This window comes from Mucilaginibacter robiniae (assembly GCF_012849215.1).
In the GTDB taxonomy this organism is placed as follows: Bacteria; Bacteroidota; Bacteroidia; order Sphingobacteriales; family Sphingobacteriaceae; genus Mucilaginibacter; species Mucilaginibacter robiniae.
On sequence record NZ_CP051682.1, the window covers coordinates 3380367 to 3405016 of the forward strand.

Here is a 24650-nt window from a genome sequence, read left to right on the forward strand (position 1 = left end):
ATATACTTTTTCACCATGATGTGTTCTTTCTATTTTAAACGAAGTTTGTTAAGCTTAAAACAAGTTACTAGGCACCTTCACCTTCTTCAGGTGGTTTGGGCTTTACCATGTTGGGGTTAAAACGCGGCTTGTAAGCAGGTTTTGGGGCTTCCGGTTTTTCTTCCACTGGAGTTGTGGGTAGTTCAGTAGCGGGTAAGGGGTGTTCTGCAGGTGCTGGCTTTTCTTCCTTTGGGCTTTCTGTAATTTTAGACTCAACTTCAGGAGCCGGAACTGGCGCAGGTTCAGTTGTTTTAAACCGCGGCTTAAAACCTAATTTAGGAGCTGGCACAGCAGTTATTGAAGCAGTTGTATCAACAGGTGGTTCCAGCTTAGTTTCGGAAATAGGTGCTGGCTGCGATGGTGTGCTTGCTACTGGTTGTTCCGTATCCGGGCTTTCGGCAGCAGGTTTGGCCGTTGCTACAGTTTTAGCTTGAAACCGTGGTTTGTAAGCTGGTTTAGCTGTAATCGGTTTGGGTGTCTCAGGGGCAGGTTGTTCTTCAGAAGCAGACTCTGACGCTTCAATGGCCGGTTTTGGTTCTGAGGTTGGAGGTAACGCTTTTTCTTCTGATTGTTCAGCAGTAGGCGTTGCTGGCTTAGGTACGGCAGCAGCTCTAAACTTCGGTTTAAACCCTAGTTTAGCATTTTGTTCTACCGGTGTTTCCTCAGTTAACGTATCAGCTACGGTTTGCTCGGCTACCCTGTTTTCCATCGTCAACTTTTCAACTTTTACTTCAGGTGGCAACGGGTATTGGTGACGCAACTTATTAAACCAATATTTCTTGGTATGATCGAAGCTTTTTTCACCCATTTGTTCGTAATGCATTTTAAATTCCGAAAACAGTGTTGGGTCGCCTTGTTGTAAGGCATCCAAACTAATTTTCTTCTTTTTAAAAAACTCTTCGAACTGCATAGGTAAACTTAAATCGTTCAGTTTCGGATGTTTATTGAGATTATTGCGAAGTATAGCTATGCCGTACTTCGCAATAACCTATCAGCTTGTAGTAAGCAAGCTTGTCTTAAATCTATATTCTTGACTTCGACTTTACAGCTTACTCTGCCATATTGTGATACACGGCCTGTACGTCGTCATCTTCTTCCAGACGGTCAATCAGTTTAATAACGTCCGCTGCATCAGTTTCGCTGATTTCGGTAGTAGATAAAGGAATACGTTCCAATTTGGCTGATTTTAATTCCATACCCATAGCTTCTAAGGTCTTTTGCATTTTGCCAAAATCCTCATAAGCTGCATGAATAACGGCTACATCGTTACCTTCCTCATCAGTTTCTACAAACAAATCTTCCAATCCGGCATCAATTAATTCAAATTCCAGTTCTTCCAAATCGCGTTCGCCTGGTTCAAAGCGGAAAACTGATTTACGACTGAATACAAAATCTAACGAACCAGTTTTACCCAGCGTACCACCTACTTTAGTAAAGTAGCTGCGTACGTTGGCTACAGTGCGGTTGGTATTGTCGGTAGCCGTTTCTACCAATACCGCTACACCGTGTGGTGCATAACCTTCATACACCAGCTCTTCATAATCTTTTTCGTCTTTGCTGGATGCCCGTTTAATAGCAGCTTCAACACGGTCTTTAGGCATGTTTACCGCTTTGGCATTTTGCATAGCTGTGCGCAGGCGTGAGTTAGTATCTGGATTTGGGCCGGCATCTTTTACGGCCATTACAATTTCTTTACCTAAGCGGGTAAACTGCACAGCCATTTTGGCCCAGCGTTTAAATTTTCTTTCTTTACGGAACTCAAATGCTCTTCCCATTTTATATGGAGTAGTTAATGGTTATTAAATAATTTGTTAAGCCATTGCAAACATCAGCCATAGAGCTTAATAGCTTATTTAGGTTGATACAAGACATTTCTTGTTAGCGTTTAAAATAATGGCTTTACGCTACAAATTTAAACTATTCTTCAGGTTTTCCATCATATCTGCGGTTAGCCTTTCCAAGTCATATTCCGGTTGCCAGTTCCAGTCTTGCCGTGCTTGGCTATCATCTATAGTTTGCGGCCAGCTATCAGCAATGGCCTGGCGTGGATCGTTATCGGCATAGCTGATGGTGAAATCAGGAAGATGCTGCTGTATTTTCTGTGTTAGTTGTTCGGGTGTAAAACTCATACCGGCCAGGTTATAGCTGGAACGGATAGTCAGGTTTTCGATAGGTGCATCCATCAAGCTGATGGTCGCCCGTATAGCATCCTCCATATACATCATCGGTAGCATAGTGCTAGTCGATAAAAAGCTTTGGTATGTGCCGGTTTTCAATGCTTCATGAAAAATATGAATAGCATAATCAGTAGTGCCGCCGCCGGGTGCTGCTTTCCAACTGATAATGCCAGGGTAACGAATGCTTCGTACATCCAAGCCATGTTTAGCGTGGTAATATTCGCACCAGCGCTCACCGGCCAGTTTACTAAATCCGTAAACGGTATTCGGGTCCATTACGCAGTACTGCGGCGTATTTTGCTTAGGCGAATTAGGACCGAAAACGGCGATAGAGCTTGGCCAGAAAACTTTAGCTGTTTTAAATTCTAAGGCTAAATCCAGTACATGAATCAGGCCGTTCATGTTTAAATCCCAAGCCATTTTAGGCTTTTGCTCGCCGGTAGCCGACAGGATGGCCGCCAGCAGGTAAACCTGGGTAGGCTGATGTTTTTGAAATAAATGATGAAGCGTTTCTTTATCCAGTACGTTGGCAAACTCGAACGGGCCACTGTTACGGATGGCATAAGCCGGGTTGTTAATATCTGAAGCGATTACCTGTTCGGCGCCATGTATGCGGCGTAATGCCGTTACCAGTTCTGTACCTATCTGGCCGTTAGCACCAATTATTAAAATTTTTTCGCTCATGCAGCTTTAAGTTGATAACAGGCAAAGGTAAAAAAATGAGTTATATGCCGTTTAAACTTTTACGGTTTACTGTACGTGTTGGTTTAAACCAAATGGTTTAGGTTATGGTAGGTAATCTGTTAAAAATTTGTAGCTTTGATATTCAACATATAATAAACATATTTTTTAAAAAGCTATGAAAGTCGCAGTAGTAGGTGCTACCGGTTTGGTAGGCACTAAAATGTTGCAGGTTCTGGAAGAACGCAACTTTCCCGTAACAGAATTAATCCCGGTAGCTTCAGCCAAGAGTGTTGGTAAAGAAGTTACTTTTAAGGGTAAGCCTTATAAGGTGGTTTCTGCCGAGGATGCGATTAAGCAAAAGCCCGATCTGGCCTTGTTTTCGGCCGGTGGCAATACTGCATTGGAGCAAGCGCCTATGTTTGCCGAAGCAGGTATTACCGTAATTGATAATTCATCAGCCTGGCGTATGGACCCTACCAAAAAACTGGTAGTACCCGAAGTAAATGCCGATGCGCTGACTGCCGAAGATAAAATTATAGCTAACCCAAACTGTTCAACTATACAAATGGTAGTGGCTTTAAAACCTTTGCATGATAAATACCAAATTAAACGTGTAGTGGTATCTACCTATCAATCGGTAACCGGAACAGGTGTTAAAGCGGTTAACCAGTTGATGGATGAGCGTAAAGGCATTGAAGGCCCGAAAGCTTATCCTTACCAGATTGACCTGAATGTGTTACCTCATATTGATGTTTTTCAGGATAACGGCTATACCAAAGAGGAAATGAAGATGATACTGGAAACCAAAAAGATTATGGGTGATGACAGTATCCGCGTTACGGCTACTACCGTGCGCATTCCGGTAATGGGCGGCCACTCTGAGTCGGTAAATATTGAGTTTGCTAATGATTTCGACTTGAATGAAGTGCGCGATCTATTAAGCAAAGCACCAGGCATAATTGTGGTAGATGATGTGGCCAACCTAAAATACCCCATGCCACTGGAAGCTCATGAAAAAGACGAAGTGTTTGTAGGTCGCATCCGTCGTGATGAAACCCAGCCTAATACCTTAAACTGCTGGATTGTGTCTGACAACCTGCGCAAAGGTGCTGCTACTAATGCGGTACAAATTGCGGAATACTTGGTGGCTAAAAACCTGGTAGGTCAGCCTGTAGAAGCCTAAGCTTACAAAAAAGCATTATCATTATATACCAAAGCCGGTAAAAAGCATAGCTAAACACTATAGCCTTTTACCGGCTTTGGTGTTTTAGATAAATAACTCTGCCATACAATTATGGAACTGGTATAAATCATTACTAGAGTAATATAGCAATACTCGCGAAGCAAATCGCATAGGGTTTGCCCGATTACGTCTTTAATTGTAAATTCCGTCAGGAGGCAAAGCAATATAGTGAATATTAAAAGCGGTTTGTGATTGCGCACCAGGATGAACAGATAGGTATAGATAAAGCTGGTACAAACATGATGGTGCCCCCAAACCCGGCCCGGCACCAGTAAAGTAATCAGAAAAATCATACAAAAATCGGCTACCGAAAATTCTTCCTGCTGGTGTATATAGCGATCGTAAACAAACTTAGCTGTAATTGAGCCTACAATAAGTACTTGAATCAAAAGAGTAAGTCTTTTTAAGCCAGTGGCCGTTAAATGCAACAGCGGAGAGTAGCCTAATGCCGCGTTGCCAGTATTCAGCTTTTCCAATAGTGCGGGTATGCCGAGGCTAATAATATTTTCATCTACCTTGCCTTTAGAAAAAGGAGCCACAAAGGCCTGATAATAGTCGGCCCAATCTTGCAACCCGGTATGCCACCCTCTGAACAGCATAGGGATAAATATAAATGGTAAAGCCAACAACGCTATTTTAGGCCAGTCTTTAGGTCCGCGTTTAATGGCCGCGAAAATCAAGAACAAGGCAGGAGTGACCTTGAAAAATGTACCTGCTAAAAAGAACAGATAGCTCAAGTTGAATTTTTTATCCAAGTAACAGCGGATGCCCAACAACGTGAAACAAAGCACCGGAAGGTTGGCATTCATCCAAATGTAGTTGTGCCAGTAAAAACCGGCCGAAAGTGCGATAGCTAGTATGAAAGGTAAATTCAAGTTTTCGGCAGGATATAACTTTTGGAAAATCTGCCTAATCAGTACCAGCGAAACCACCCATAAGCCGTAATTGATTAAAAAGGTATAAAGGAAAGCCGAGGTATGGAAAGGCATCCAGGAAAATGTACTGAACAGCAAAGCCGCAAATGGCGGGTAGGTAAAGCCACCGTCCACCAAACCGGGGGTATATATCGTTTGCCCTGCTAAGAAGTTTTTACCGGCTTGCCAGTAAATATAATAGTCGCCTTTAAGATCAGCATGCATGCCACGCTGGTAAGAAACGAACGCAAAAAGAACAGATGCTACAAGGAGCAATAAAGGCAGATAGTACTTACGATAACGCATGAACAGTTGTATGTGTAACAAACGGGCGGCAAAAGTAGATATTTCATACAGTGCAATATTATTGTTGACCGGAATTGCATAAAAAAGTTACTTTTGGTTAGCTGATCTCCAGAAACACTAACTAGATGTTGCTGAGAACAAGTTTTTAAGATGCTATGATTTCATTTTCTCACCGTGTTTTTATGGAGGTGGCGGCAAACCTGAGCTTTTCAAAAGCTGCACAGGTATTGTTTATTACGCAACCTGCCATCAGCAAGCACATTAAAGCGCTGGAAGATCAGTACAAGCTGCCTTTGTTTGAGCGTAGGGGTAACAGTATTATCCTGACCGAAGCCGGTAAAAAACTGAACGAATATTTGCTGCAGGCAACCGAAATTGAACGCAAAGTAGAATATGATTTATCGGTGCTCAGCAATCAATCTTATGCTGCAGGACATTTGCGGTTAGGAGCCAGTACTACCATTGCCCTGTATATATTACCGCCTATTTTGTCGGGCTTCCAGCGGCAATATGCCAATGTGGGCGTACAGCTGGTTAACCGCAACTCTGAGTATATTTTAAATGCTTTATTGAACCACGAAGTAGATATTGGCATTATCGAAGCGGATAACAAGCTGACTACTGTATCTTATAAGCCTTTTATGAGTGATGAAGTGGTGCCGGTTTGTTCGGCTAAAAGCGCATTGGCCGGCAAATCGCTTACCTTAAAGCAACTACTTAAAACACCAATGGCTTTGCGTGAGCGCGGGTCGGGTACTTTAACGGCTTTGCTGAAAGCTTTGGCCTCACACCATATCAAGCCTGCTGATTTATCGGTGAAGATCAGACTGGGTGGAACTGAAGCTTTAAAGAACTTTTTACTGGCCGACCAATGCCTGGGCTTTATGCCGCGCCCATCCATCGTGCGCGAGTTAGACGAAGGCGATTTGGTGGAAGTGCCGGTTGAGGGCTTAAAAATTACCCGTAACTTCTATTTTATTCGGCGTAAGGGTACGGAAGATTATGGCTTGACTAGCGATTTCATGAACTATGCCCTGCAGCATACCTTACAAAAACAAATTGTTTAAAACCTAAGTGATTGGGTTTTGTAGTTACTAGCGAATGCCAACTAACTGGCGTTTTTAGTAAACTGAATAGATAAGATTATGGCAAATTTAAATAACCGTAAAGTAGCCATCCTTACTGAAGAGGGATTTGAGCAGGTAGAATTAACCAGCCCTAAAGAAGCCTTACAGGCTGCCGGGGCAACTGTACATATTGTATCGCCGCAAAGCGGAAAAATAAAAGCGTGGGATCAAGACCACTGGGGTATTGAAGTAGAGGTAGATAAGGTATTAACCGATGTTAACCCGTCTGATTATGACGCTTTGGTGCTGCCGGGTGGTGTATTAAACCCTGATAAACTGCGCCAAAATAAAGATGCGGTATCATTTGTAAAATCGTTTTTGGAAGAGGGTAAACCATTGGCAGCTATATGCCACGGTCCGCAAATGCTAATTGAAACCGGATTGTTGGAAGGTCGTCAGTTAACTTCTTACCCGTCATTGCAAACCGATTTGAAAAATGCTGGTGCCGAATGGGTAGATCAGGAAGTAGTAACCGACAATGGTTTGGTAACCAGCCGTACCCCGGCCGATCTGGAAGCCTTCAACAAGAAAACAATTGAAGAAATTGGCGAAGGCGTACACGATACGGCTAACAACTAATTAACTGAACTTAAAAAGTTAAAAAGCAGGGCATAGCAAATGTCCTGCTTTTTTTGTGTGAACGCAGAACTGCCTTACCTTAGCAGTGGTATGGTTACAAAATACATTTTAATACATGTCGAAGCCTAAGGCTCTTATTATTGGTGCTGGTATTGCCGGTATTGCTATAGCTATTCGTTTAGCAGTAAAGGGCTATGCAGTTGAGGTGTTTGAAGCTAACAATTATCCGGGCGGCAAATTGTCAGAATTTGAGCAGGAGGGTTATCGCTTTGATGCAGGCCCCAGCTTGTTTACCATGCCACAGTATGTAGATGAGTTGTTCAAGCTGGCCGGTAAAAATCCGTCTGACTATTTTAGTTATAAAGAGCTGGATGTAGTCTGTAATTACTTTTATCCGGATGGTAGTCGGTTGAAAGCTTACGCTGATGTTGATCGTTTTGCTGATGAAGTTCATCAAAAAACAGGTGAGTCAGTAAAGGCTATCCAACAGTATAGCCGCAACAGTAGCCGTATTTATGATATAACCAATCATGTATTTCTGGAGCAATCGCTGCACCGGTTGCAAACGTATTTGAGCAACCGTACCCTGCAATCTATTTTACGTTTATTTCAGATTGATGCACTGCGTACCATGCACCGGGCTAATCAAAGCTTTTTTAAAGATGAGCGAATGGTGCAGTTTTTTAATCGATATGCTACTTATAATGGTTCCAACCCTTACCAGGCACCAGCTACGCTTAACGTCATTCCACATCTGGAACAGCACTTCGGTGCTTATTTTCCTGAAGGGGGTATGTATAGTATTACCGGTAGTTTGGTGAAACTGGCGCAAGAGTTAGGGGTACAGTTTCATTATCAAGCGGCTGTGGAAGAAATTGTATTGGAACAGCAGAAAGCCATTGGTGTTCAGGTAAACGGCAAAGTGATATTGGGTGATACTATAATATCTAATATGGATGTATGGTTTACCTATCGTAAGCTGTTAAATCGGTACACTAAGCTGTTCCCCGAAAAAATATTGAACCAGGAACGCAGCAGCTCTGCCCTGATATTTTACTGGGGTATACAAAAACAGTTTCCGGAACTAGACCTGCACAATATATTTTTTAGTGCCGATTATGAAGCGGAGTTTAACGCCATTTGGCAACAGAAAACTATTTATCATGACCCAACGGTTTATCTCAACATCAGTTCCAAATATCAAGCTGATGATGCGCCACCAGGATGTGAAAACTGGTTTGTGATGATTAATGTTCCCGCCAACACCGGGCAAAACTGGGAGCAATTGATTCAGCAAGCCCGGCAAAATATTATAGGCAAGTTATCAGCCATGCTGGGCGAAAATGTTGAACTATTTATTATCAATGAAAGCATTCTGGATCCGCGTAGTATTGAAAGCCGCACTTCATCTTACCAAGGTTCTTTGTATGGTACCAGTTCCAATAACCAGTTTGCCGCCTTTTTACGCCATGCTAACCGATCGGCCAAAATCAAAAATTTATATTTTTGTGGTGGCAGCGTACACCCTGGCGGCGGTATTCCGTTGGCCTTGTTATCAGCCAAAATTGTAAGTGAATGGGTAGGGAAGTCCGAAAGTCGGTAAGTTCGTGGGGTGGTAAGTTTGTGTAGAAAGTTCAAACCAAAGTTCGGCAGCCTGTATTTAGACTAACCGACTAACCGACTAACCGACTAACCGACTAACCGACTAACCGACTAACCGACTAACCGACTAACCGACTAACCGACTAACCGACTAACCGACTAACCGACTAACCGACTAACTAAATTTTTATTAATATTGCCGGCTTATGAGTTTTCTACAGCTACCGGGTTTAGGGCGGGTTAGATATTATGAGTATGGTACAGGCACAAAGCCGCTATTGGCATTTCATGGCTATGGCATGACCGGAGAGCAGTTTAAAGTACTGGAGAAATCAATACTCACGCAATATAAGGTATATAGCTTTGACCATTTTTTTCATGGTGAAACCGAATTACAGGGGTGGGATGAAGCTCGCATCTTAGCAGGTATGTCTAAACCACTGATGCGCCAATATCTGGAAGCTTGGTTTGAAAAATTTGGACAGCAACGCATTAGCTTGATGGGCTATTCCATGGGTGCTAAGCTAGCGCTAGTACTGGTTGAGCAATTTCCTGATCTGATTGACCAATTGGTACTAATTGCTCCTGATGGTTTATCTGTATATAAAGGCTTTAACTTTTTAGTCCATAAACCTTTTGGAAAGTACTTGTTTAAAACTGCCGTTAAAAGTAATTGGCTGGCACCAGGCATATTAAAAACGTTGAAAAAGGTAAGGTTTATTGATGAAAGCTTGTATAAAATAGCTTATCATGAGATGGATACCTCAACAAACCGCCATAATGTGTATTATACATTGCACATGCTCAAGCTGTTAAAGGTAGAACCAGCCAACATTGCCGGAGTAATAAACCAGCATCATATTCAATGTACTTTTGTTTTTGGAAAACATGATATGCTTTTCCCCAAAACAGGAGCTATGTCTTTTATCAACTTGCTAAATAATCCTGAAGTGCATGAGCTGCCTATGGGACATTGGTTGGTTACACCTCAATTAGATGATTATTTAGTAAATTGCCTGGTATGATAACTGCCCGCCGCCATAACTTGTTCAGTAACTGGTTTGCTAAGTACATGCGTTATCGCATGAATAAGGCATTTAAACGCATTGTGGTTACGCCATTTGAGCCACGTGAAGGGCATTCGGTATTGCTGTTAGGTAATCATTTTAGCTGGTGGGATGGCTTTTTTGCCAACTATGTAGCTTACTGGCACCTGAAACGTAAGCTGTATATCATGATTCAGGAAGACCAGTTGGCCAAGCGTAAAATATTTACTTGGTTCGGCGGGTTCTCTATCGAGAAGGGGTCACGCAATATGCTGAAATCATTGCAGTACGCTGCCGACCTATTAGATAACTCTGAAAACCTGGTGATGATTTATCCTCAGGGTACGCTGTTTTCCAACCATGTTCCTGAATTGAATATCGAGAAAGGTTTGGAGCGGTTAATTAAGTACGTTAAAGGCCCTTGCCAAATTGTGTATTCCTGCGTACTGATTGATTATTTTGAAAGCCTTAAACCTTCGGCCTATATCCATTTATTTGATTGTGGGGTGGTGGGTGAAATTCCGTTTAGTGAATTGGCTGAAAAGGTGAACCGCTTTCATCAGGAGGCTTTAAAAAAGCAGGCTGAATCATAACGTTCATACAAAGTTTGTTCATATTTTCTATCTTGCCGGGGCATCATGATCCGGCCTAAAGAAAATAAACTCATACACTGGTTTTTCCATCATTATATCCGCTTTATACTGAAGCGAAATTTCCAGAAGTTTAACTTTAATCAGGCTGAAGTCAATCCCGAAAAGTCTATTCTGCTTATAGCCAATCATTTTGGCTGGTGGGATGGTTTTTTGCTGTACTGGCTCAATTATAAACTGTTCAAAAAAAAGTTCCACATCATGATACTGGAAGACACCGTACGTGAGGTATTCTTCCTCAAATACATGGGGGCATTCTCTATTACCAAGCATTCCAGGCAAATGATGGAATCATTGGCTTATGCCGGCGAATTGTTGCAAGATCCACAAAACCTAGTGCTCATTTTTCCACAAGGACAACTATACTCCAACTTTGTAGATGATGTGAAATTTGAAAAAGGATTGTTGCGGGTAGTAAAGCAAGCCGCCGGACGATTCCAGTATGTGTTTGCCGCTACTTTTATTGAGTATCATCAGCATAAAAAGCCCACTATTAACGTTTATGTGAAAAGTGATGTGCAAAATCCTGTGCATATAGACGAATTACAGGCACTGTATCAGCAACATTATCATTCGGCAAAACTGCTTCAAACTCAAATTGTTCTGTAAACGTGATTATTGTATTGTTTATCGTTTTCTTCTTTTTGATACTGCGCTTTGTTGTTACGCTGTTTAACTTCATATCTAATCCGAAGCTGCACAAAGTAGCTCGTCAGCATCACGAACTAGTATCTGTTTTAATCCCGGCGCGGAATGAAGAAAGCAATATTCTAACCTTACTGCAATCTATTGAGACACAAGATTATCAGGATTACGAAGTTATTGTGCTGGATGATGATTCATCAGATCAAACTTATGCTATATGTGAAGCCTTTATGGCAGGCCGCAGCCGTTTTCAAGTAATAAAAGGAGAGCCTTTAAAGGATGACTGGTTAGGTAAGAATTATGCTTGTTACCAACTAGCCAGGCAGGCCAGAGGCCGTTATTTTTTGTTTTTAGATGCCGACGAAAAGGTGTATAAAGGTTTGCTGAATAGTGCTGTGCACCGCATGCAGGTACAACGCTTGGCATTGCTTAGCTTATTCACCAACCAGGTTATGCGTACCATTGGCGAAAGAATGGTAGTGCCTTTAATGCATTATGTATTGTTAAACTTGTTGCCTGTACGCTTAATATACATCGCTAAAAATTATGCAGTAGCGGCAGCCAGCGGACAATTCATGCTGTTTGATGCCACCATATACCGCCAGCAGCAATGGCACCAGCAATCGAGAAACCGGGTGGTGGAAGATGTGGAAATCATGAAGCTGGTTAAAGCCGAAGGATACAGCGGCGAGGGTTTGCTGGCTAATGGTTTAATAGCCTGCCGCATGTACACCGGCTACCGCGATGCTATTAATGGTTTCAGCAAAAACTTTCTGGCCGCCTTCAACTACAGCATACCCGGATTTATATTTTATATGTTACTACTTATTGGCGGTCCGTTGTTAGTTTTCGCCACCTTAAATGTTCCTTTAATTGTCATGATGTGCGGATTAATTATTCTTACCCGCATCATGATTTCATTATCATCAGGGCAAAACGCCTGGTACAATGTGGTGCTGCACCCGTTGCAAATGTTGAGCCTGGCTGTAATTGGTTACTATGCCATTCAAAATCATTTTACCAGAAATACCATGTGGAAAGGCCGACGGGTATGAAGTTGAGTAAAACACAAACCGGTATCATCGTTATCATTCTATTTCATGTGGTAGGCTTAGCCGGCTTTTATTTGCATTCATTCCGCCCGTTATTTTTACGCATTGTTCCGTTCCATCTGGAACTGATGTTGCTGGTAGTCCTCATCAATCATCAAAAACCTGATTTTAAGTTTGTGATATTTGCCTTAATGGTGTATGTGTTAGGTTTTGCCGGCGAGTGGATAGGCGTGCATACGCAACTTCTATTTGGGCATTACCATTATGGGCGCACGCTGGGGCCAAAACTCTGGGCTATTCCGCTTACTATAGGTATCAACTGGTTTTTGCTGGTGTATGGTGCAGGCGTATTGCTGCAACGAAGCCGCTTAAAAAATGTATGGATACGTATACTGGTCGGTACTATAATATTGGTGGCACTTGATTGGCTGATTGAGCCTATTGCCATGCGGTTTGATTACTGGAATTGGGTCGGTGGTAGTGTGCCACTAAAAAATTATATAGGTTGGTTCATCGTGAGTGCTGTGTTTTTAGGCGTATTTGAAGCATTTAAATTTAAACGGCAGAGTGCCGTAGCACCAACGTTGTTGATTACACAATTCATTTTTTTCGGTTTGCTGCACTTGGTGTAAGTTGACATTATATATGTAAATTTTACTGTAATTTTGTATAACTATGGGAGCATATCAGTTACAGGTTCAGATTGATCAGGATTCGGGGTTTTGCTTTGGGGTAGTCTATGCTATTGATATGGCCGAAGAAATTTTGGCCGAAGATGGTTACTTATACTGCCTGGGCGACATTGTGCATAACGATGAAGAAGTAGAGCGCCTAAAAGCGCAGGGTCTGCGCATTATTGATCACCTGCAGCTAGTTAATTTGCATGATGAAAAGGTGCTGATACGGGCACATGGCGAAGCACCAGAAACGTACCGTTTAGCCCTCGAAAATAACATTACGCTGATTGATGCCTCTTGCCCGGTAGTATTAAAATTACAGAACCGAATTAAAACCTCGTACGATAACAAAGAGAATATCCTGATTTTTGGTAAACATGGCCATGCGGAAGTAATAGGTTTACAGGGCCAAACCAACGGCAACGCTGTGGTGTTTCAGGATATTGCCGAGCTGGACCAGGTAGATCTGCCAGCGCAAATTACCCTGTACAGTCAAACTACCAAAAGCACCGATAAATTTTACCACATTAAAGACGAGCTGATAGCTCGCGGCTACGAGGTAAAAGCGAATGATACTATCTGCCGTCAAGTATCTAACCGAGATAAGGACTTGCCTGAGTTTGCCAGGCAATTTGATAAAATTGTGTTTGTATCGGGCAAAAAATCATCTAATGGCAAAGTGTTATTTGAGGTATGCCGCAAGCATAACCCTAACACCTACTTCATTTCAGCCGCTAATGAATTGAGTCCGGATATGTTTTCTCCTGGCGATACCGTGGGTATCAGTGGAGCAACATCAACTCCCATGTGGCTAATGGAAGAAATTAAAACAGAATTGGAAAAATACTGATTAATAAATCAGTATGATGAACGAAACCATAATTCCATCTGGAACTAGCCCGGTAAATAGGCCACGTATAAAGCCTTCACAAGCAGGAGTAATAGTGGCTTTATTGGTTATTGGTGGTTGGCTTACCTCTACCATTTTACTCATGCAATGGCATGTTAGCTTTACTAATCCGCTATTGTATATTTTTATTCTGGTACAAATGCACCTATACACTGGTTTGTTCATAACCGCGCATGATGCCATGCATGGTACAGTGTCGCCCAACTCAACAATAAATACTGTGGTAGGTTATATCACTACCTTTTTGTATGCTGCTTTCCTATATCCTAAACTATATACACAGCACCACAAGCACCATAGCCATGTGCATACTACTGATGATCCCGACTATCATCATGGTAATTTTATAGCTTGGTACTTTACGTTTATTCGTAATTACCTTTCTATTTGGCAAGTAGTATTTATGGCGGCTTTATTTAATGTATTGAAGATTTGGATCCCCCAGCCTAATTTAATTTTGTTTTGGGTAGTACCGTCGTTACTAAGCACTTTACAACTATTCTACTTTGGTACCTATCAGCCGCATAAAGGTGAGCATGATAATCAACATCAATCGCGTACGCAAAGCAAAAACCATGTGTGGGCTTTCTTATCCTGCTACTTTTTTGGTTATCATTACGAACATCATGCCTCGCCGGGTACCCCATGGTGGAAGTTGTGGAAAATGAAATAAATGCCAGAAATAGCACCTGGATGAAGGTGCAGGTATTCAGGTGGAACAATAAGTTGTAAAGTTATTGCTAACTCATTCACCACTGCTTATGAGTATTACACCCTTTTGACAAAATAAATCTGATATTTGCCTACCCTTTTAGTTCTTACTATAGGGTACAAACAGGCCGTGTTTATGAAAGGAATTTTATTAGTTAATTTGGGTACGCCCGATAGCCCGCAAACGGCAGATGTGCGTCGGTACCTGGATGAGTTTTTGATGGACGAACGGGTAATTGATATCAATGCTGTGGGCCGTACCTTCTTGGTAAAGGGTATTATTGTACCTTTCCGTGGTCCTCAGTCTGCCAAGTCATATCAAAAAATATGGACACCCGAGGGCTCGCCTTTGCTGGTTTATAGCGTGAAATCGGCTAAAATGTTGCAGGAACGCTTAGGCAGCGATTATCAGGTAGAATTAGCCATGCGTTACCAAAATCCGTCAATACAAACTGCTTTAGATAAGTTGAAAGCTGCTAAGGTAGATTCTATTCAGGTCATTTCCTTGTTTCCGCAGTATGCATCGGCTACTACAGGTTCGGTACACCAAAAGGTAATGGAGTTGGTGAGTATCTGGCAAACCATACCCGAAATTAGCTTTGTTAATTCTTTTTACGATAATGATTTGATGATTGAAGCTTTTGCGCAAAATGGTGCCAAATACAATCCAGCTTCTTACGATCATATTTTATTCAGCTTTCATGGTTTGCCCGAACGGCAATTGAAAAAAGCAGACGAAACACATAGCTACTGCTTGCAAGCTAACGATTGCTGCGGAAGCATTAATGAAACTAATAAGTTTTGTTACAGTGCACAAAGTCATGCCACTGCAAGGCTAATTGCTGCCAAGCTTAATATTCCGAAAGAAAACTATACCATTTGCTTCCAGTCTCGTTTAGGGCGTGACCCTTGGCGTAAACCTTATACCAGCGAAGTAATCGCCGATCTGGCTAAAAAAGGTGCTAAAAAAATATTAGTATTCTGCCCTGCCTTTGTGGCCGATTGCTTGGAAACGGTTTACGAAATAGCCGAAGAATACGATATTGAATTTAAGCACTTAGGTGGCGAAAAGGTACAACTGGTAGAAAGCCTGAACGATTCGCCACTATGGGTAGATGCTCTGGAACAAATGGTAAAAACGCAGCTTAACAAAGCGGCGCAGTTATAAAATACTGCAATTGCTGAGAATAGGCTGCACAGTTACATGTGAGTACTGCATTTATTAAGTAATACTAGGGACGTCACGATTAATATTCAATATGGATATACCTGGTTTCAGTAGGTAAATGATTTATATAAACTATAAAAGGCATCACGAACTGATGCCTTTTATAGTTTTATGAGGTAGCAAAAGTGATTTTAGCGTGCATGTAATTATTAAACAATTGAAATTTTTACTACCTATGTCATTCTGTTTTACCTCATACTTCAATTCATTTTATGTTACCACTTATTGAAATTATCGAGTTGCAGCAATTACCCGAAGCCAGCAAGGTTATTATTGATGCTAGGGGAGGACCTGATAGTTATGAACGTTATTTGCAAGGTCATTTAATAGGTGCCCTATTTGTTGATCTGGATAAAGATTTGGCAGCTAAACCAGATAACCCTGCTTATGGTGGCCGGCATCCCTTACCTGAACCGCAGCAGTTTGCTGCTCTGTTAGGCCGTTTAGGTATTACGCCGCAAACGCATGTGGTCGTATATGATGACAAAGCAGGCGCTAATAGTGCAGCCCGCTTTTGGTGGATGATGAAAGCTATTGGCCATGAAAAAGTTCAGGTACTCAATGGCGGATTACAGGCGGCTATTGATGCACAATGGCCGTTAACCCAAGATGTGCCTCAACCCCAAGCTACCACTGCTTACCCAACGCCTGCTGAATTTGCCGGTACAGTTACTATTGATGAAGCTGGCAAAGCTGCACAAAGTTCTGATCGTATGCTGATTGATGTGCGTGAGGAGGCCCGCTATTTGGGGCAAACTGAACCTTTAGATTTGATTGCCGGACATATACCGGGAGCGGTAAACATATTTTATGCTTCTAACTTAGATGCCAGTGGTAAATATTTGTCGGCAGAAGAGCTGCGTAACAAGTATGAGCAGGCTTTTGGTGGTAAATTACCTGCTGATGTAGTAGTGCATTGTGGTTCGGGCGTAACCGCTTGCCACACCCTGCTGGCTTTAGAACAAGCCGGATTGCAAGGAGCTAAACTATATGTAGGGTCATGGAGCGAGTGGTCGCGCCGGGATTTGCCCATTGCTACTAACGAGGTGTAAGCTTGCAAACAGCGCATACCTTCTGGCTGTTGTGTAGTTATGAGCAAGATTATTCAAAACGCACAAACAGAACCTTTTCAGGTAACTATAAACTTTCCTGAAGGCGAAAAAGAAGTTAAAGTTGTACCTCAAGCCGATCAGAAGTTTAAAGTGTACGACCAGGAACAATTACTAGGTGAAGTTCAATTAGATGAGCAGCATGTTTGCAGCAGTTGCGGAACCGATATGGAGGCTGCTATTATAGCTCAGTTAGGCGACCGCATTAAAGGTTTTTATCTATAAATACAAAGCGGCTTCAAATAGTTGAAGCCGCTTTGTATTTTGATTAACTATCAGATTAATATCCGCGATAGTAATGATGATCACCGCGATGATCTCGGCCGCCACCATGATGACGATGCCCATCACGTACTACACAGCTGGTAAATAAAGAACCTACGATAGAACCTATAAGGGTTATGGCTAAAATGTGCTTTTTCATGGTAAATTAAAATTTTGATATATAAGTATGATAATTTATATCGCTAAAGGTTTAATCTCTACTTTAATACTTATTGATTATTCTTTAACGATACCTATTTCAGACAATCACCATGCCATTAAAATTATTGTACATTATATTTCCTGCTTTCGATTAGCCTTATTTAGCAAGCTCTTTCATAAAAATAGCGGTTTATAGCATCATGCAGCATCGGCATTACTATACCTTTTTCACTTTGCAGCGCACTGTAAGTAGGACGTTTAGCTTTTAATCCCATGTGGTTTATAGATTTTGGAATAATTAATCCCGTACTATAACCCTCATGTTCAGCTACGGCGTAGGCCAAATTAGCCCAGGTTACTTCGCCTCTGTTGGTTAAGTGCCATATGCCTTTCTCATCATCCAGCATCAAATCCAAACTTACATGAATCATATCCGGCAAATAAGTTGGTGATATCGATACATCTGAAACGGTCACGAACTGCTGTCCACGCTGTAATGATCTTAAAGTAAGCTGTATAAAGTTTTGCTCGTCCCAAGGACCAAAAAACGCGCCAGTTCTGATAATTAATGCATCTGAATTACTTTTTAAGATGCCTTTTTCAGCCATAGTTTTGCTTTCACCATAAGTATTTAAAGGTGCCTGCTTATCACTTTCGGTATAAGGCTGATTTTTGCTGCCGTTAAATACCAAGTCGGTTGAAAAGGTAAGTAGTTTAACACCATACCTTTTACATAGTAAAGCTAAATTTTGTGCCCCATAAGTATTTACCAGAAAGCAGTTGCGGCGGTCACCTTCAGCGGCATCTATTTTACTGAAATCGGTAGTATTGATAACGGCCCAGGGGTTCTTATCAATAATTGTTTTTTCAATAGCAATCAGGTTGGTAATGTCCAGTTCCTGGCGGCCAAGCTGTTCATAAATAATGCCGCGTTCGCTCAATACACGGGCATAGGCTTTACTTAGCGTAGTGGTTTTGCCCAAAATTAAAATAGGTCTGCTATTGTGTGCTATAATATCGGCACTGGATGTATGATCTTCGGGCCGGTAAATAATACGGTCAACTCGTTTCCACCAGCCATTATTTTTCAGTACAGGATGTTCAAAATGCTGTTTTTCGCTGTAAGCTTGCAGCATGTGTCCTAAAGCGGTTGAACGTAGCTGACCAGTACGTACATCAAATATGCCAGGTTCATAAGTGCCATTGGGTTGGGTAAGTAGTTTGTTCCAACCATGTGAACCTAATATAGCCCAGGCGGTAATAGCAATTACCGGGTAGCCTTCGGTTTGCAGACGGTTAGCCGCAGTCCATACTTCATGTAGCCAGCGCATCTGTTCCTCACGGGTACAATGCAAGTGTACTTCCGTAACTGCCACAGGTATGCCTGGGTAACGCTCACAAGTTTCTTTCAGTAGTTCATAAGGCCCTGCCGGGTAAACATGCGCTACACGCACAGCCTCTACGTCAGCATAATGGTGCTGACCGTTGTGCCCGTAAGTATGTGGTGGGTAGTTTTCTATCTTTTCATCCAAATAACGCTCAGAAGTAAGGTAATGGTTGATGCCGATAACATCGGGTGGGCAAGGGTTATCCAGAAAGAACTGTAGTTCCTGCTCTGTAATACCAATCCAGGTCAAATATTGCCACATAGGATGGTCTGGTTCAACTTTAGCACAAAGTAAATCAAAGGTAAGCCAGCGCCGGTGGTTTTCAAATTCAGCCTGATACTGTAGCAATGGCGTACTGTGAGTTTTTCCCAAATCGTCAGTTTGCACCAGTTTAGCATCTGGGTTTACCTTGCGGATGGCCTGCATAGCTAGCACGGTGCCTTTACACTCATTGAGCAGTATTTTAGCAAAATGATAGCTATCTTTTAAGTGAGGGTGCCATATACCATATAAACCACAAAAACGTGCTGTGGTAAGCGGCTCGTTAACTGGTGTGTAATAGTTAATCCACGGGAACTGTTGAGCAACCAGTGCAGCATAGCGGCCTAAACCTTCAGCAAAATCTTCACTGGCCATGTTAATGTAAGCCGGGCCGCTGCCATGATGTACTAAACCAGCAATAGGTTCAATGCCCTGCTGCTTCATTTGGTTTAATTTAGATGCGGTAGGTTGCCAGTCAACTGCTGTTTGTTCGTTAGGTTGGTGTTTTTCCCATAAAACAGGATAGCGCATTTTGGTGATACCGAGAGCGGCTATTTGTTCTAAGTCGCTTTCACGATCATAATGCCCCGCATATTGCAACTGATCAAAGTAATCGTTGCCTACACGGTTATAGGTACACTCTATGCCTCCCCAAATTTCAACAGGGGTTATTGAGTGGTTGTTATTCATAAATGGTAGTTAATGTTAGGAATACCGTAATAACTAAATAAGCGCCCTTAAGCGCTTATTTAGTTATAGGTTTTTTTATTGAGCTATCGGCATATATAAATTCTTGTATGCCGCTTTTTTCATGAGATTGAGCATGTTGTTACAGGTAATATCCCATGAGTTAGTTGATAAGAAAGTATCTACTTTCTTTCTCCAGGTTTCTTTAGCTGTAGTTTGCAGTTCTTTTTCAATGGCTGCAACAAATTCTGCACCGGTAGCAGCTATGTGTACCAGGTTTTTGGTACCGTAAGGGTTTACTACATCCCGTATTGGGGTAGATATAACAGGCAAGCCAGCTGCTAAATATTCCGGTGTTTTGGTTGGGCTAATGAATCGGGTTGATTCATTCAGCATAAATGGAATCAAGGCCATATCCCAAGTAGCCATATATTCAGGCAGTTCCTGATAATTTTTGGCACCTAAGTAATGAATATTGCTGTTTTGAGGTAAGCTTGCTGGGTCAATTTTCACTACCGGGCCAATCAGGATGATTTGCCAATCTGGACGTGCATCAGCAATTTCTTTAATTAAATTAATATCAAAGCGCTCATCCAGTACACCATAAAAACCCAATTTAAGTTTATCGGTATCAATCTGATCAGCCGGGCATTCGTTATAAGAGCGTGCTTTTAAAAAGTGCTTACGGTCAATGCTGCTCGGAAAAGCATGAATATTGTTGTGCTGATGTTTTTTAGCTTCGTATAATGATTGGCCGCCAGTAAATACTAGGTCAGCTTTATCCATTAATTCTTTTTCGTAACCTTTCAACTCAGCCGGGGCAAATTTAAATGCTGATAGTTCATCCATGCAATCATAAATAATTAAAGCAGGATCATAACCATTGCTGAAATTTAAAGCCATAGGAGTGTAGTACCAGAAAATATAATTGCTCAGCTGTTTATTATCCATATAACGGCCAAACATTGATTTTAAAGTAGCTACGTTTTCTTCATGACTTAAACCACCCACTAAATGCGGAACCATTACCCACAGGTTTTTATCACGCTTGGTAAAGGTATAATACTCCTGGTCTGTAGCATCAAAAATAGGCTCTTCAATAAAGTATACGTTAAAGGTATTTGACAGGCGCGTCAGCAAATGTTGAGGGCGCTGAAAAACAAAATCCCAACGTAAATGAGAAAAACAAATAATGTTTTCAGGTAATGTATTATCTGCAATGGTGGTTGAAGTACTATTATTAATAGATTTTGGAGAGTTAGGGGTTAGCTGCATAATTGTTGTTTTTACGATTAAATCAAATGTGATGCCATTGCCTTAAATTGGGGTCAGGAGGGCCTTGAAAGGTGCTGCTGATTATCAAATTGTTAGACTTTGTTAGATAAACTTTGCAGAATGGTAATTTGTTTGTAACAATGCATGTGAAAAATGTCTTAAATTTTATTACGAGTGTCTTAACTTTTATATAGGTAAATAATATTAATTATAAAGAAAATACTGAGATTATCAAGTAGGATATATGTATGATTCTGCCGTATTACTATAGTGTTTTTACAGATTAGTAGGACTGATTTTTTACTGGTATTTTAAACTTTTCCGAAAAAATGTAAACAGGCAATTAATTAATTGTTCATTTTTAGAGACCATCAAAAAAGTATGAATCATAAAATATTGGGTTTATTTAGCTTGCTGATTTTGAGTGCTGTAGCCTACGCGCAAACTGGTATGGATAGCACAACAGCCGCATCACCTGTTAAAACACTTACGTTGAAACAGTACAATACTTATTTAAACGGGCCAGATTTAAGTGCTCTGGCTTTGCCAGCCACCATGAATGATTACCCTATGCCCGACAGGGTGTTGAAATTACAGCGGGAACTCAAATTAACTGCTGCGCAGGTAGATAAGGTGAAAGGTATTAACAGCTACTTGCAACTTAAAAAAACTGAAATAGGCCAATCCATCATCCGGAATGAAAAAGCATTAGACCGCTTGTTTAGTACGCATAAGGTTGATGATGGTAACATTATATTTTTTGCCACACAATCTGGCTCATACCAAGGTGAGTATCGTACTGCTGTTTTATCGGCTTGTTACAACACGTATAAAGTGCTAACGCCTGTGCAGCTTTCTACGTTAAGAGGCTTAAAAAACCATAATTGATAATTTGCCATTGTATTTCACTAAATTAGCAGCCGCTTTAAGGATTATGAAGATTACGTTTGATTTTGAAAAACCCCTGGCTGATTTGCAGCAGCAGATTGATAAAATAAAGCAGGTTGAGGAAAAGACCAAGGTGGACATGTCGGCTACGTTGAATGAATTGCAGCAAAAGTTTGACGATACTAAAAACCAGGTGTACTCGAACTTAACAGGCTGGCAAAAGGTGCAAATTTCCCGTCACCCGGAACGCCCTTATACTTTGCAGTATATCGAGTTAATGTGCGATGATTTTATTGAATTGCACGGCGATCGTACTTTCGGTGATGATAAAGCCATTATTGGTGGCTGGGGATCCGTAAACGGGCAAACCGCTATGTTTATCGGGCACCAGAAAGGGCGTAATACCAAAGATCGCCAGTATCGTAATTTCGGTATGGCTAACCCTGAAGGTTATCGTAAGGCATTGCGCCTGATGAAAATGGCAGAGAAATTTAACAAGCCTATTATTACCCTGATCGATACACCGGGAGCTTTTCCGGGCCTGGAAGCTGAAGAACGTGGCCAAGGTGAAGCTATTGCCCGTAACCTGATGGAAATGGCAGTACTGAAAGTACCTGTAATTTGCGTAATTATTGGCGAGGGTGCTTCAGGTGGTGCTATTGGTATTGGTATTGGCGATAAGGTGTACATGCTGGAGCATACCTGGTATTCTGTAATCTCGCCAGAATCCTGCTCATCGATATTATGGCGCAGCTGGGATTACAAAGAACGTGCTGCTGAAGTGCTAAAACTTACTTCATCAGAAATGTTCAAGAATAAGCTGATTGATGGCATTATCAAAGAACCACTAGGCGGTGCTCATCAAGACCCGATTGCGATGGCAACTACGTTGAAAGAACAGTTAATTAAAGATTTAAGTGACTTCAAAGAGCGTAATATTGATGAAGTGGTAAATGAACGTATAAATAAGTTCTGTTCGATGGGAGTAGTGGTTGAAGAAGAGCCTGTAACTAACGAACCTGTAAACGAATAATAATACAAAAGCCGCTGAAAAGCGGCTTTTTTGTTGAACTATAAGTGTTACAGGTGTTACATGTTTCAGTGTGTAACACCTGTAACACCATGAAACACTGTCAAACCATTGGCAGTGGTGGCACTGTTTTGACAGTATTTTTTCCTTTCCACCGTTGTTCATGTGCATGCAAATAGCATACGATAGAAATAAAGGAACCTGGATTGATGGGCTTGTTTACTGGCCTGTGAGGACGTAGTCATAGCCTAAGCAAATTAATATTACGAGTAATTTATAATAAAAGAATGAGCACTTAAGGGCAATAAAAAGAGGCCGTCTCATAAGTTAAATATGAGGCGGTTTTTTATTTAGTTATGATTTTTGGTTGGAAGGTTGAGTGAAAGATGTCAGCAGCCGTTTAAGAACCGGGGGATTGATTCTAACAGGTTCTAAAAGTCTATAAAAAGCTTGTTTTCAGGTTTTCCATTTTCTTAGGTTATGTGCGATGGATAATAAGCCGATTTCGACCTCGGCCTTGGACATCCCTTTCAGCAGGAATCGTCTGAAGCCATGGTTATGCTTTAATTGGGCGAATACCGGTTCCACATCGGCCGGCCTTCGTTTCCTGAGGTTGATACCCTGTTCTGTATTCAACCGTTCTTTGGCTGCCTGTTTATGTTGTCTTAGGCTGTGGTTGATCTCAACGACCCGGTTACCCTGTGTAGTATGGCAAACACCACGCATCGGGCAACCTTCACAGTTCTGGGCACGGTAACGGCTGATCAGTTGTACAAAACCAGATGAAGTGACTCGCTGACCGTTACCGATATGCGCCATCCATTGACCTATCGGACAAACAAGGTAATTCTCCGCTTCGTTATAATGCAGGCTGTCGTTACTGAACGCTTTGATACCGTCCTTTTGTTCCTTATCGAACGTATTGTATTTGATGTAAGCCTCAATGCCTTTTCGCGCTAACACACCGTAGTTCTCATCCGATCCGTAGCCGGCGTCGGCAACAATGGCTTTGGGCAGGTCTTTATATAAGGCTTGGTATTGTTCAATATGGGAAGACAAGGTTTGGTAATCGGTTGAGGTTTGATGCAGGGTATAATTAAGGATGAATTGCTCCTGGGTGGATATCTGCAGGTTATAGGCCGGCTTAAGTTGTCCGTTCAGCATATGGTCTTCCTTCATCCGCATGAAGGTGGCATCCGGGTCGGTCTTTGACATGCTGTTACGGCCGGCTAATAACTTTTCCTGCTCGTCATACCGTGCCAGGCTCTCCGGCCAGTGCTTCTTTGCGTAGTTCAGCTTTTGCTTTACTTTTTTGTCTACGTCTTCTTTATCATCTAAGGCTGCATTGATCTTTGAGATGGTTTCCTTTACTTTCTCCGGGTTGATCTCACTATATTCCAAGGGCGCTGTATCTTTTAGTTCTTCGGCGGCAATGCTTTGCGCATAACCCCACAGTTCATCAAGCTGGGCTTTCATCTTATCTTTATTCGCCTTGATGTTTTTGCCCCATACGAAGGTGTACTTGTTCGCCGCTGATTCGATCTTGGTACCATCAGTAAAAACGGCTTCTTTCAAGGATACGATACCTTCCTGCTCGAGCAGCAACACGATTTGTGAGAAGATCTGCTTTAAGACGCCTGACAACTTCTCGCTGCGAAAACGGTTGATGGTGTTGTGGTCGGGCTTTTTCATCCCTAAAAGCCACATGAAGTGTACGTTCTGTGCCGCCTGTTCTTCCAGTTTGCGTGAGGAATAAGTATTGGTCAGATAGCCGTAAACCAGCAGCTTCAGCATCAGCCGGGGATGGAAACTTGACGCCCCGCCGCCTTTGTACTTCCGGTTGATCGGTTTGACATCTACCGTGTCCACGACCTGTTTAACGATACGGACCGGATGACCTGTCGGTACCAGTTCCTCCAGTTTGTACGGTAAAAACGTTAACTGGTCTGGATCATATTCCTTAAAGACTATCTTGCCTCCCATGCCTTTAAGATAC

General features: G+C 41.9%; 24 protein-coding genes. 16 read left to right on the plus strand and 8 right to left on the minus strand.

What is annotated here, in order from left to right:
- Positions 1-67 precede the first annotated feature (67 nt).
- The 3 genes from HH214_RS14920 to HH214_RS14930 form a co-directional block, all read right to left on the minus strand.
- A complete protein-coding gene (locus HH214_RS14920; RefSeq protein ID WP_169608928.1) occupies positions 68-949 on the minus strand; it encodes a hypothetical protein in 882 nt (293 codons plus the stop codon).
- Positions 950-1088: 139 nt separating this feature from the next.
- Positions 1089-1814 (minus strand): YebC/PmpR family DNA-binding transcriptional regulator, encoded by a 726-nt coding sequence (locus HH214_RS14925; protein WP_169608930.1) that lies wholly within the window; start codon positions 1812-1814, stop codon positions 1089-1091.
- A gap of 129 nt (positions 1815-1943) precedes the next feature.
- Positions 1944-2900, minus strand: a complete 957-nt coding sequence (locus HH214_RS14930; protein ID WP_169608932.1) for an NAD-dependent epimerase/dehydratase family protein — start codon at positions 2898-2900, stop codon at positions 1944-1946.
- Between the two features lie 175 nt (positions 2901-3075).
- On the opposite strand from HH214_RS14930, the gene HH214_RS14935 reads away from it, so the two are divergent.
- A complete protein-coding gene (locus HH214_RS14935; RefSeq protein ID WP_169608934.1) occupies positions 3076-4083 on the plus strand; it encodes an aspartate-semialdehyde dehydrogenase in 1008 nt (335 codons plus the stop codon).
- A 50-nt stretch (positions 4084-4133) separates the two neighbouring features.
- Here HH214_RS14935 and HH214_RS14940 read toward each other — a convergent pair whose 3' ends face one another.
- Positions 4134-5363 carry a glycosyltransferase 87 family protein gene (locus HH214_RS14940; RefSeq protein WP_169608936.1) on the minus strand — a complete coding sequence of 410 codons (1230 nt, stop codon included), beginning with the start codon at positions 5361-5363 and terminating at the stop codon, positions 4134-4136.
- A gap of 155 nt (positions 5364-5518) precedes the next feature.
- Between HH214_RS14940 and HH214_RS14945 the strand changes: the two genes are divergently transcribed.
- From HH214_RS14945 to HH214_RS15005, 13 genes are all read left to right on the plus strand, one after another.
- Positions 5519-6430 (plus strand): LysR substrate-binding domain-containing protein, encoded by a 912-nt coding sequence (locus HH214_RS14945; protein ID WP_169608938.1) that lies wholly within the window; start codon positions 5519-5521, stop codon positions 6428-6430.
- 78 nt (positions 6431-6508) lie between these two features.
- Complete coding sequence (locus HH214_RS14950) at positions 6509-7069, plus strand: type 1 glutamine amidotransferase domain-containing protein (RefSeq protein WP_169608940.1); 561 nt, start codon at positions 6509-6511, stop codon at positions 7067-7069.
- 115 nt (positions 7070-7184) lie between these two features.
- On the plus strand, positions 7185-8672 hold the full coding sequence (gene crtD / locus HH214_RS14955; RefSeq protein WP_169608942.1) for a 1-hydroxycarotenoid 3,4-desaturase CrtD: 1488 nt from the start codon (positions 7185-7187) through the stop codon (positions 8670-8672).
- 205 nt (positions 8673-8877) lie between these two features.
- Complete coding sequence (locus HH214_RS14960; protein ID WP_169608944.1) at positions 8878-9696, plus strand: alpha/beta fold hydrolase; 819 nt, start codon at positions 8878-8880, stop codon at positions 9694-9696.
- On the plus strand, positions 9693-10310 hold the full coding sequence (locus HH214_RS14965; protein ID WP_169608946.1) for a lysophospholipid acyltransferase family protein: 618 nt from the start codon (positions 9693-9695) through the stop codon (positions 10308-10310). The genes HH214_RS14960 and HH214_RS14965 overlap by 4 nt, the downstream gene beginning before the upstream one ends.
- Before the next feature lie 45 nt (positions 10311-10355).
- Entirely contained in the window at positions 10356-10976 is a 621-nt protein-coding gene (locus HH214_RS14970; protein WP_169608948.1) for a lysophospholipid acyltransferase family protein, read from the plus strand.
- 2 nt (positions 10977-10978) lie between these two features.
- Positions 10979-12067 (plus strand): glycosyltransferase, encoded by a 1089-nt coding sequence (locus HH214_RS14975; RefSeq protein WP_169608950.1) that lies wholly within the window; start codon positions 10979-10981, stop codon positions 12065-12067.
- A complete protein-coding gene (locus HH214_RS14980; protein WP_169608952.1) occupies positions 12064-12696 on the plus strand; it encodes a carotenoid biosynthesis protein in 633 nt (210 codons plus the stop codon). Before HH214_RS14975 ends, HH214_RS14980 begins: the two co-directional genes overlap by 4 nt.
- Positions 12697-12739: 43 nt before the next feature.
- On the plus strand, positions 12740-13591 hold the full coding sequence (locus HH214_RS14985) for a 4-hydroxy-3-methylbut-2-enyl diphosphate reductase (protein WP_169608954.1): 852 nt from the start codon (positions 12740-12742) through the stop codon (positions 13589-13591).
- A 13-nt stretch (positions 13592-13604) separates the two neighbouring features.
- The gene (locus HH214_RS14990) at positions 13605-14324 is read left to right on the plus strand and encodes a fatty acid desaturase (RefSeq protein ID WP_248282108.1); all 720 of its coding nucleotides are present in this window, start codon (positions 13605-13607) and stop codon (positions 14322-14324) included.
- Positions 14325-14498: 174 nt separating this feature from the next.
- Entirely contained in the window at positions 14499-15530 is a 1032-nt protein-coding gene (gene hemH / locus HH214_RS14995) for a ferrochelatase (RefSeq protein WP_390622365.1), read from the plus strand.
- A 272-nt stretch (positions 15531-15802) separates the two neighbouring features.
- Positions 15803-16642, plus strand: a complete 840-nt coding sequence (locus HH214_RS15000; protein WP_169608956.1) for a sulfurtransferase — start codon at positions 15803-15805, stop codon at positions 16640-16642.
- 39 nt (positions 16643-16681) lie between these two features.
- Positions 16682-16924 (plus strand): hypothetical protein, encoded by a 243-nt coding sequence (locus HH214_RS15005; protein ID WP_169608958.1) that lies wholly within the window; start codon positions 16682-16684, stop codon positions 16922-16924.
- A gap of 55 nt (positions 16925-16979) precedes the next feature.
- Here the strand turns inward: HH214_RS15005 and HH214_RS15010 are convergent, their stop codons facing one another.
- The 3 genes from HH214_RS15010 to HH214_RS15020 form a co-directional block, all read right to left on the minus strand.
- The gene (locus HH214_RS15010) at positions 16980-17123 is read right to left on the minus strand and encodes a hypothetical protein (protein ID WP_169608960.1); all 144 of its coding nucleotides are present in this window, start codon (positions 17121-17123) and stop codon (positions 16980-16982) included.
- 163 nt (positions 17124-17286) lie between these two features.
- Positions 17287-19464, minus strand: a complete 2178-nt coding sequence (locus HH214_RS15015; protein ID WP_169608962.1) for a family 1 glycosylhydrolase — start codon at positions 19462-19464, stop codon at positions 17287-17289.
- A gap of 75 nt (positions 19465-19539) precedes the next feature.
- Complete coding sequence (locus HH214_RS15020; protein ID WP_169608964.1) at positions 19540-20736, minus strand: glycosyltransferase family 1 protein; 1197 nt, start codon at positions 20734-20736, stop codon at positions 19540-19542.
- A 381-nt stretch (positions 20737-21117) separates the two neighbouring features.
- Here HH214_RS15020 and HH214_RS15025 point away from each other — a divergent pair, with 381 nt between their 5' ends.
- Positions 21118-21624, plus strand: coding sequence for a hypothetical protein (locus HH214_RS15025; RefSeq protein WP_169608966.1), 507 nt, complete (start codon positions 21118-21120; stop codon positions 21622-21624).
- Positions 21625-21670: 46 nt separating this feature from the next.
- Positions 21671-22657, plus strand: a complete 987-nt coding sequence (locus HH214_RS15030) for an acetyl-CoA carboxylase carboxyltransferase subunit alpha (RefSeq protein ID WP_169608968.1) — start codon at positions 21671-21673, stop codon at positions 22655-22657.
- 453 nt (positions 22658-23110) lie between these two features.
- Here HH214_RS15030 and HH214_RS15035 read toward each other — a convergent pair whose 3' ends face one another.
- Positions 23111-24637, minus strand: a complete 1527-nt coding sequence (locus HH214_RS15035) for an IS1182 family transposase (protein ID WP_169606389.1) — start codon at positions 24635-24637, stop codon at positions 23111-23113.
- Positions 24638-24650: the final 13 nt, after the last annotated feature.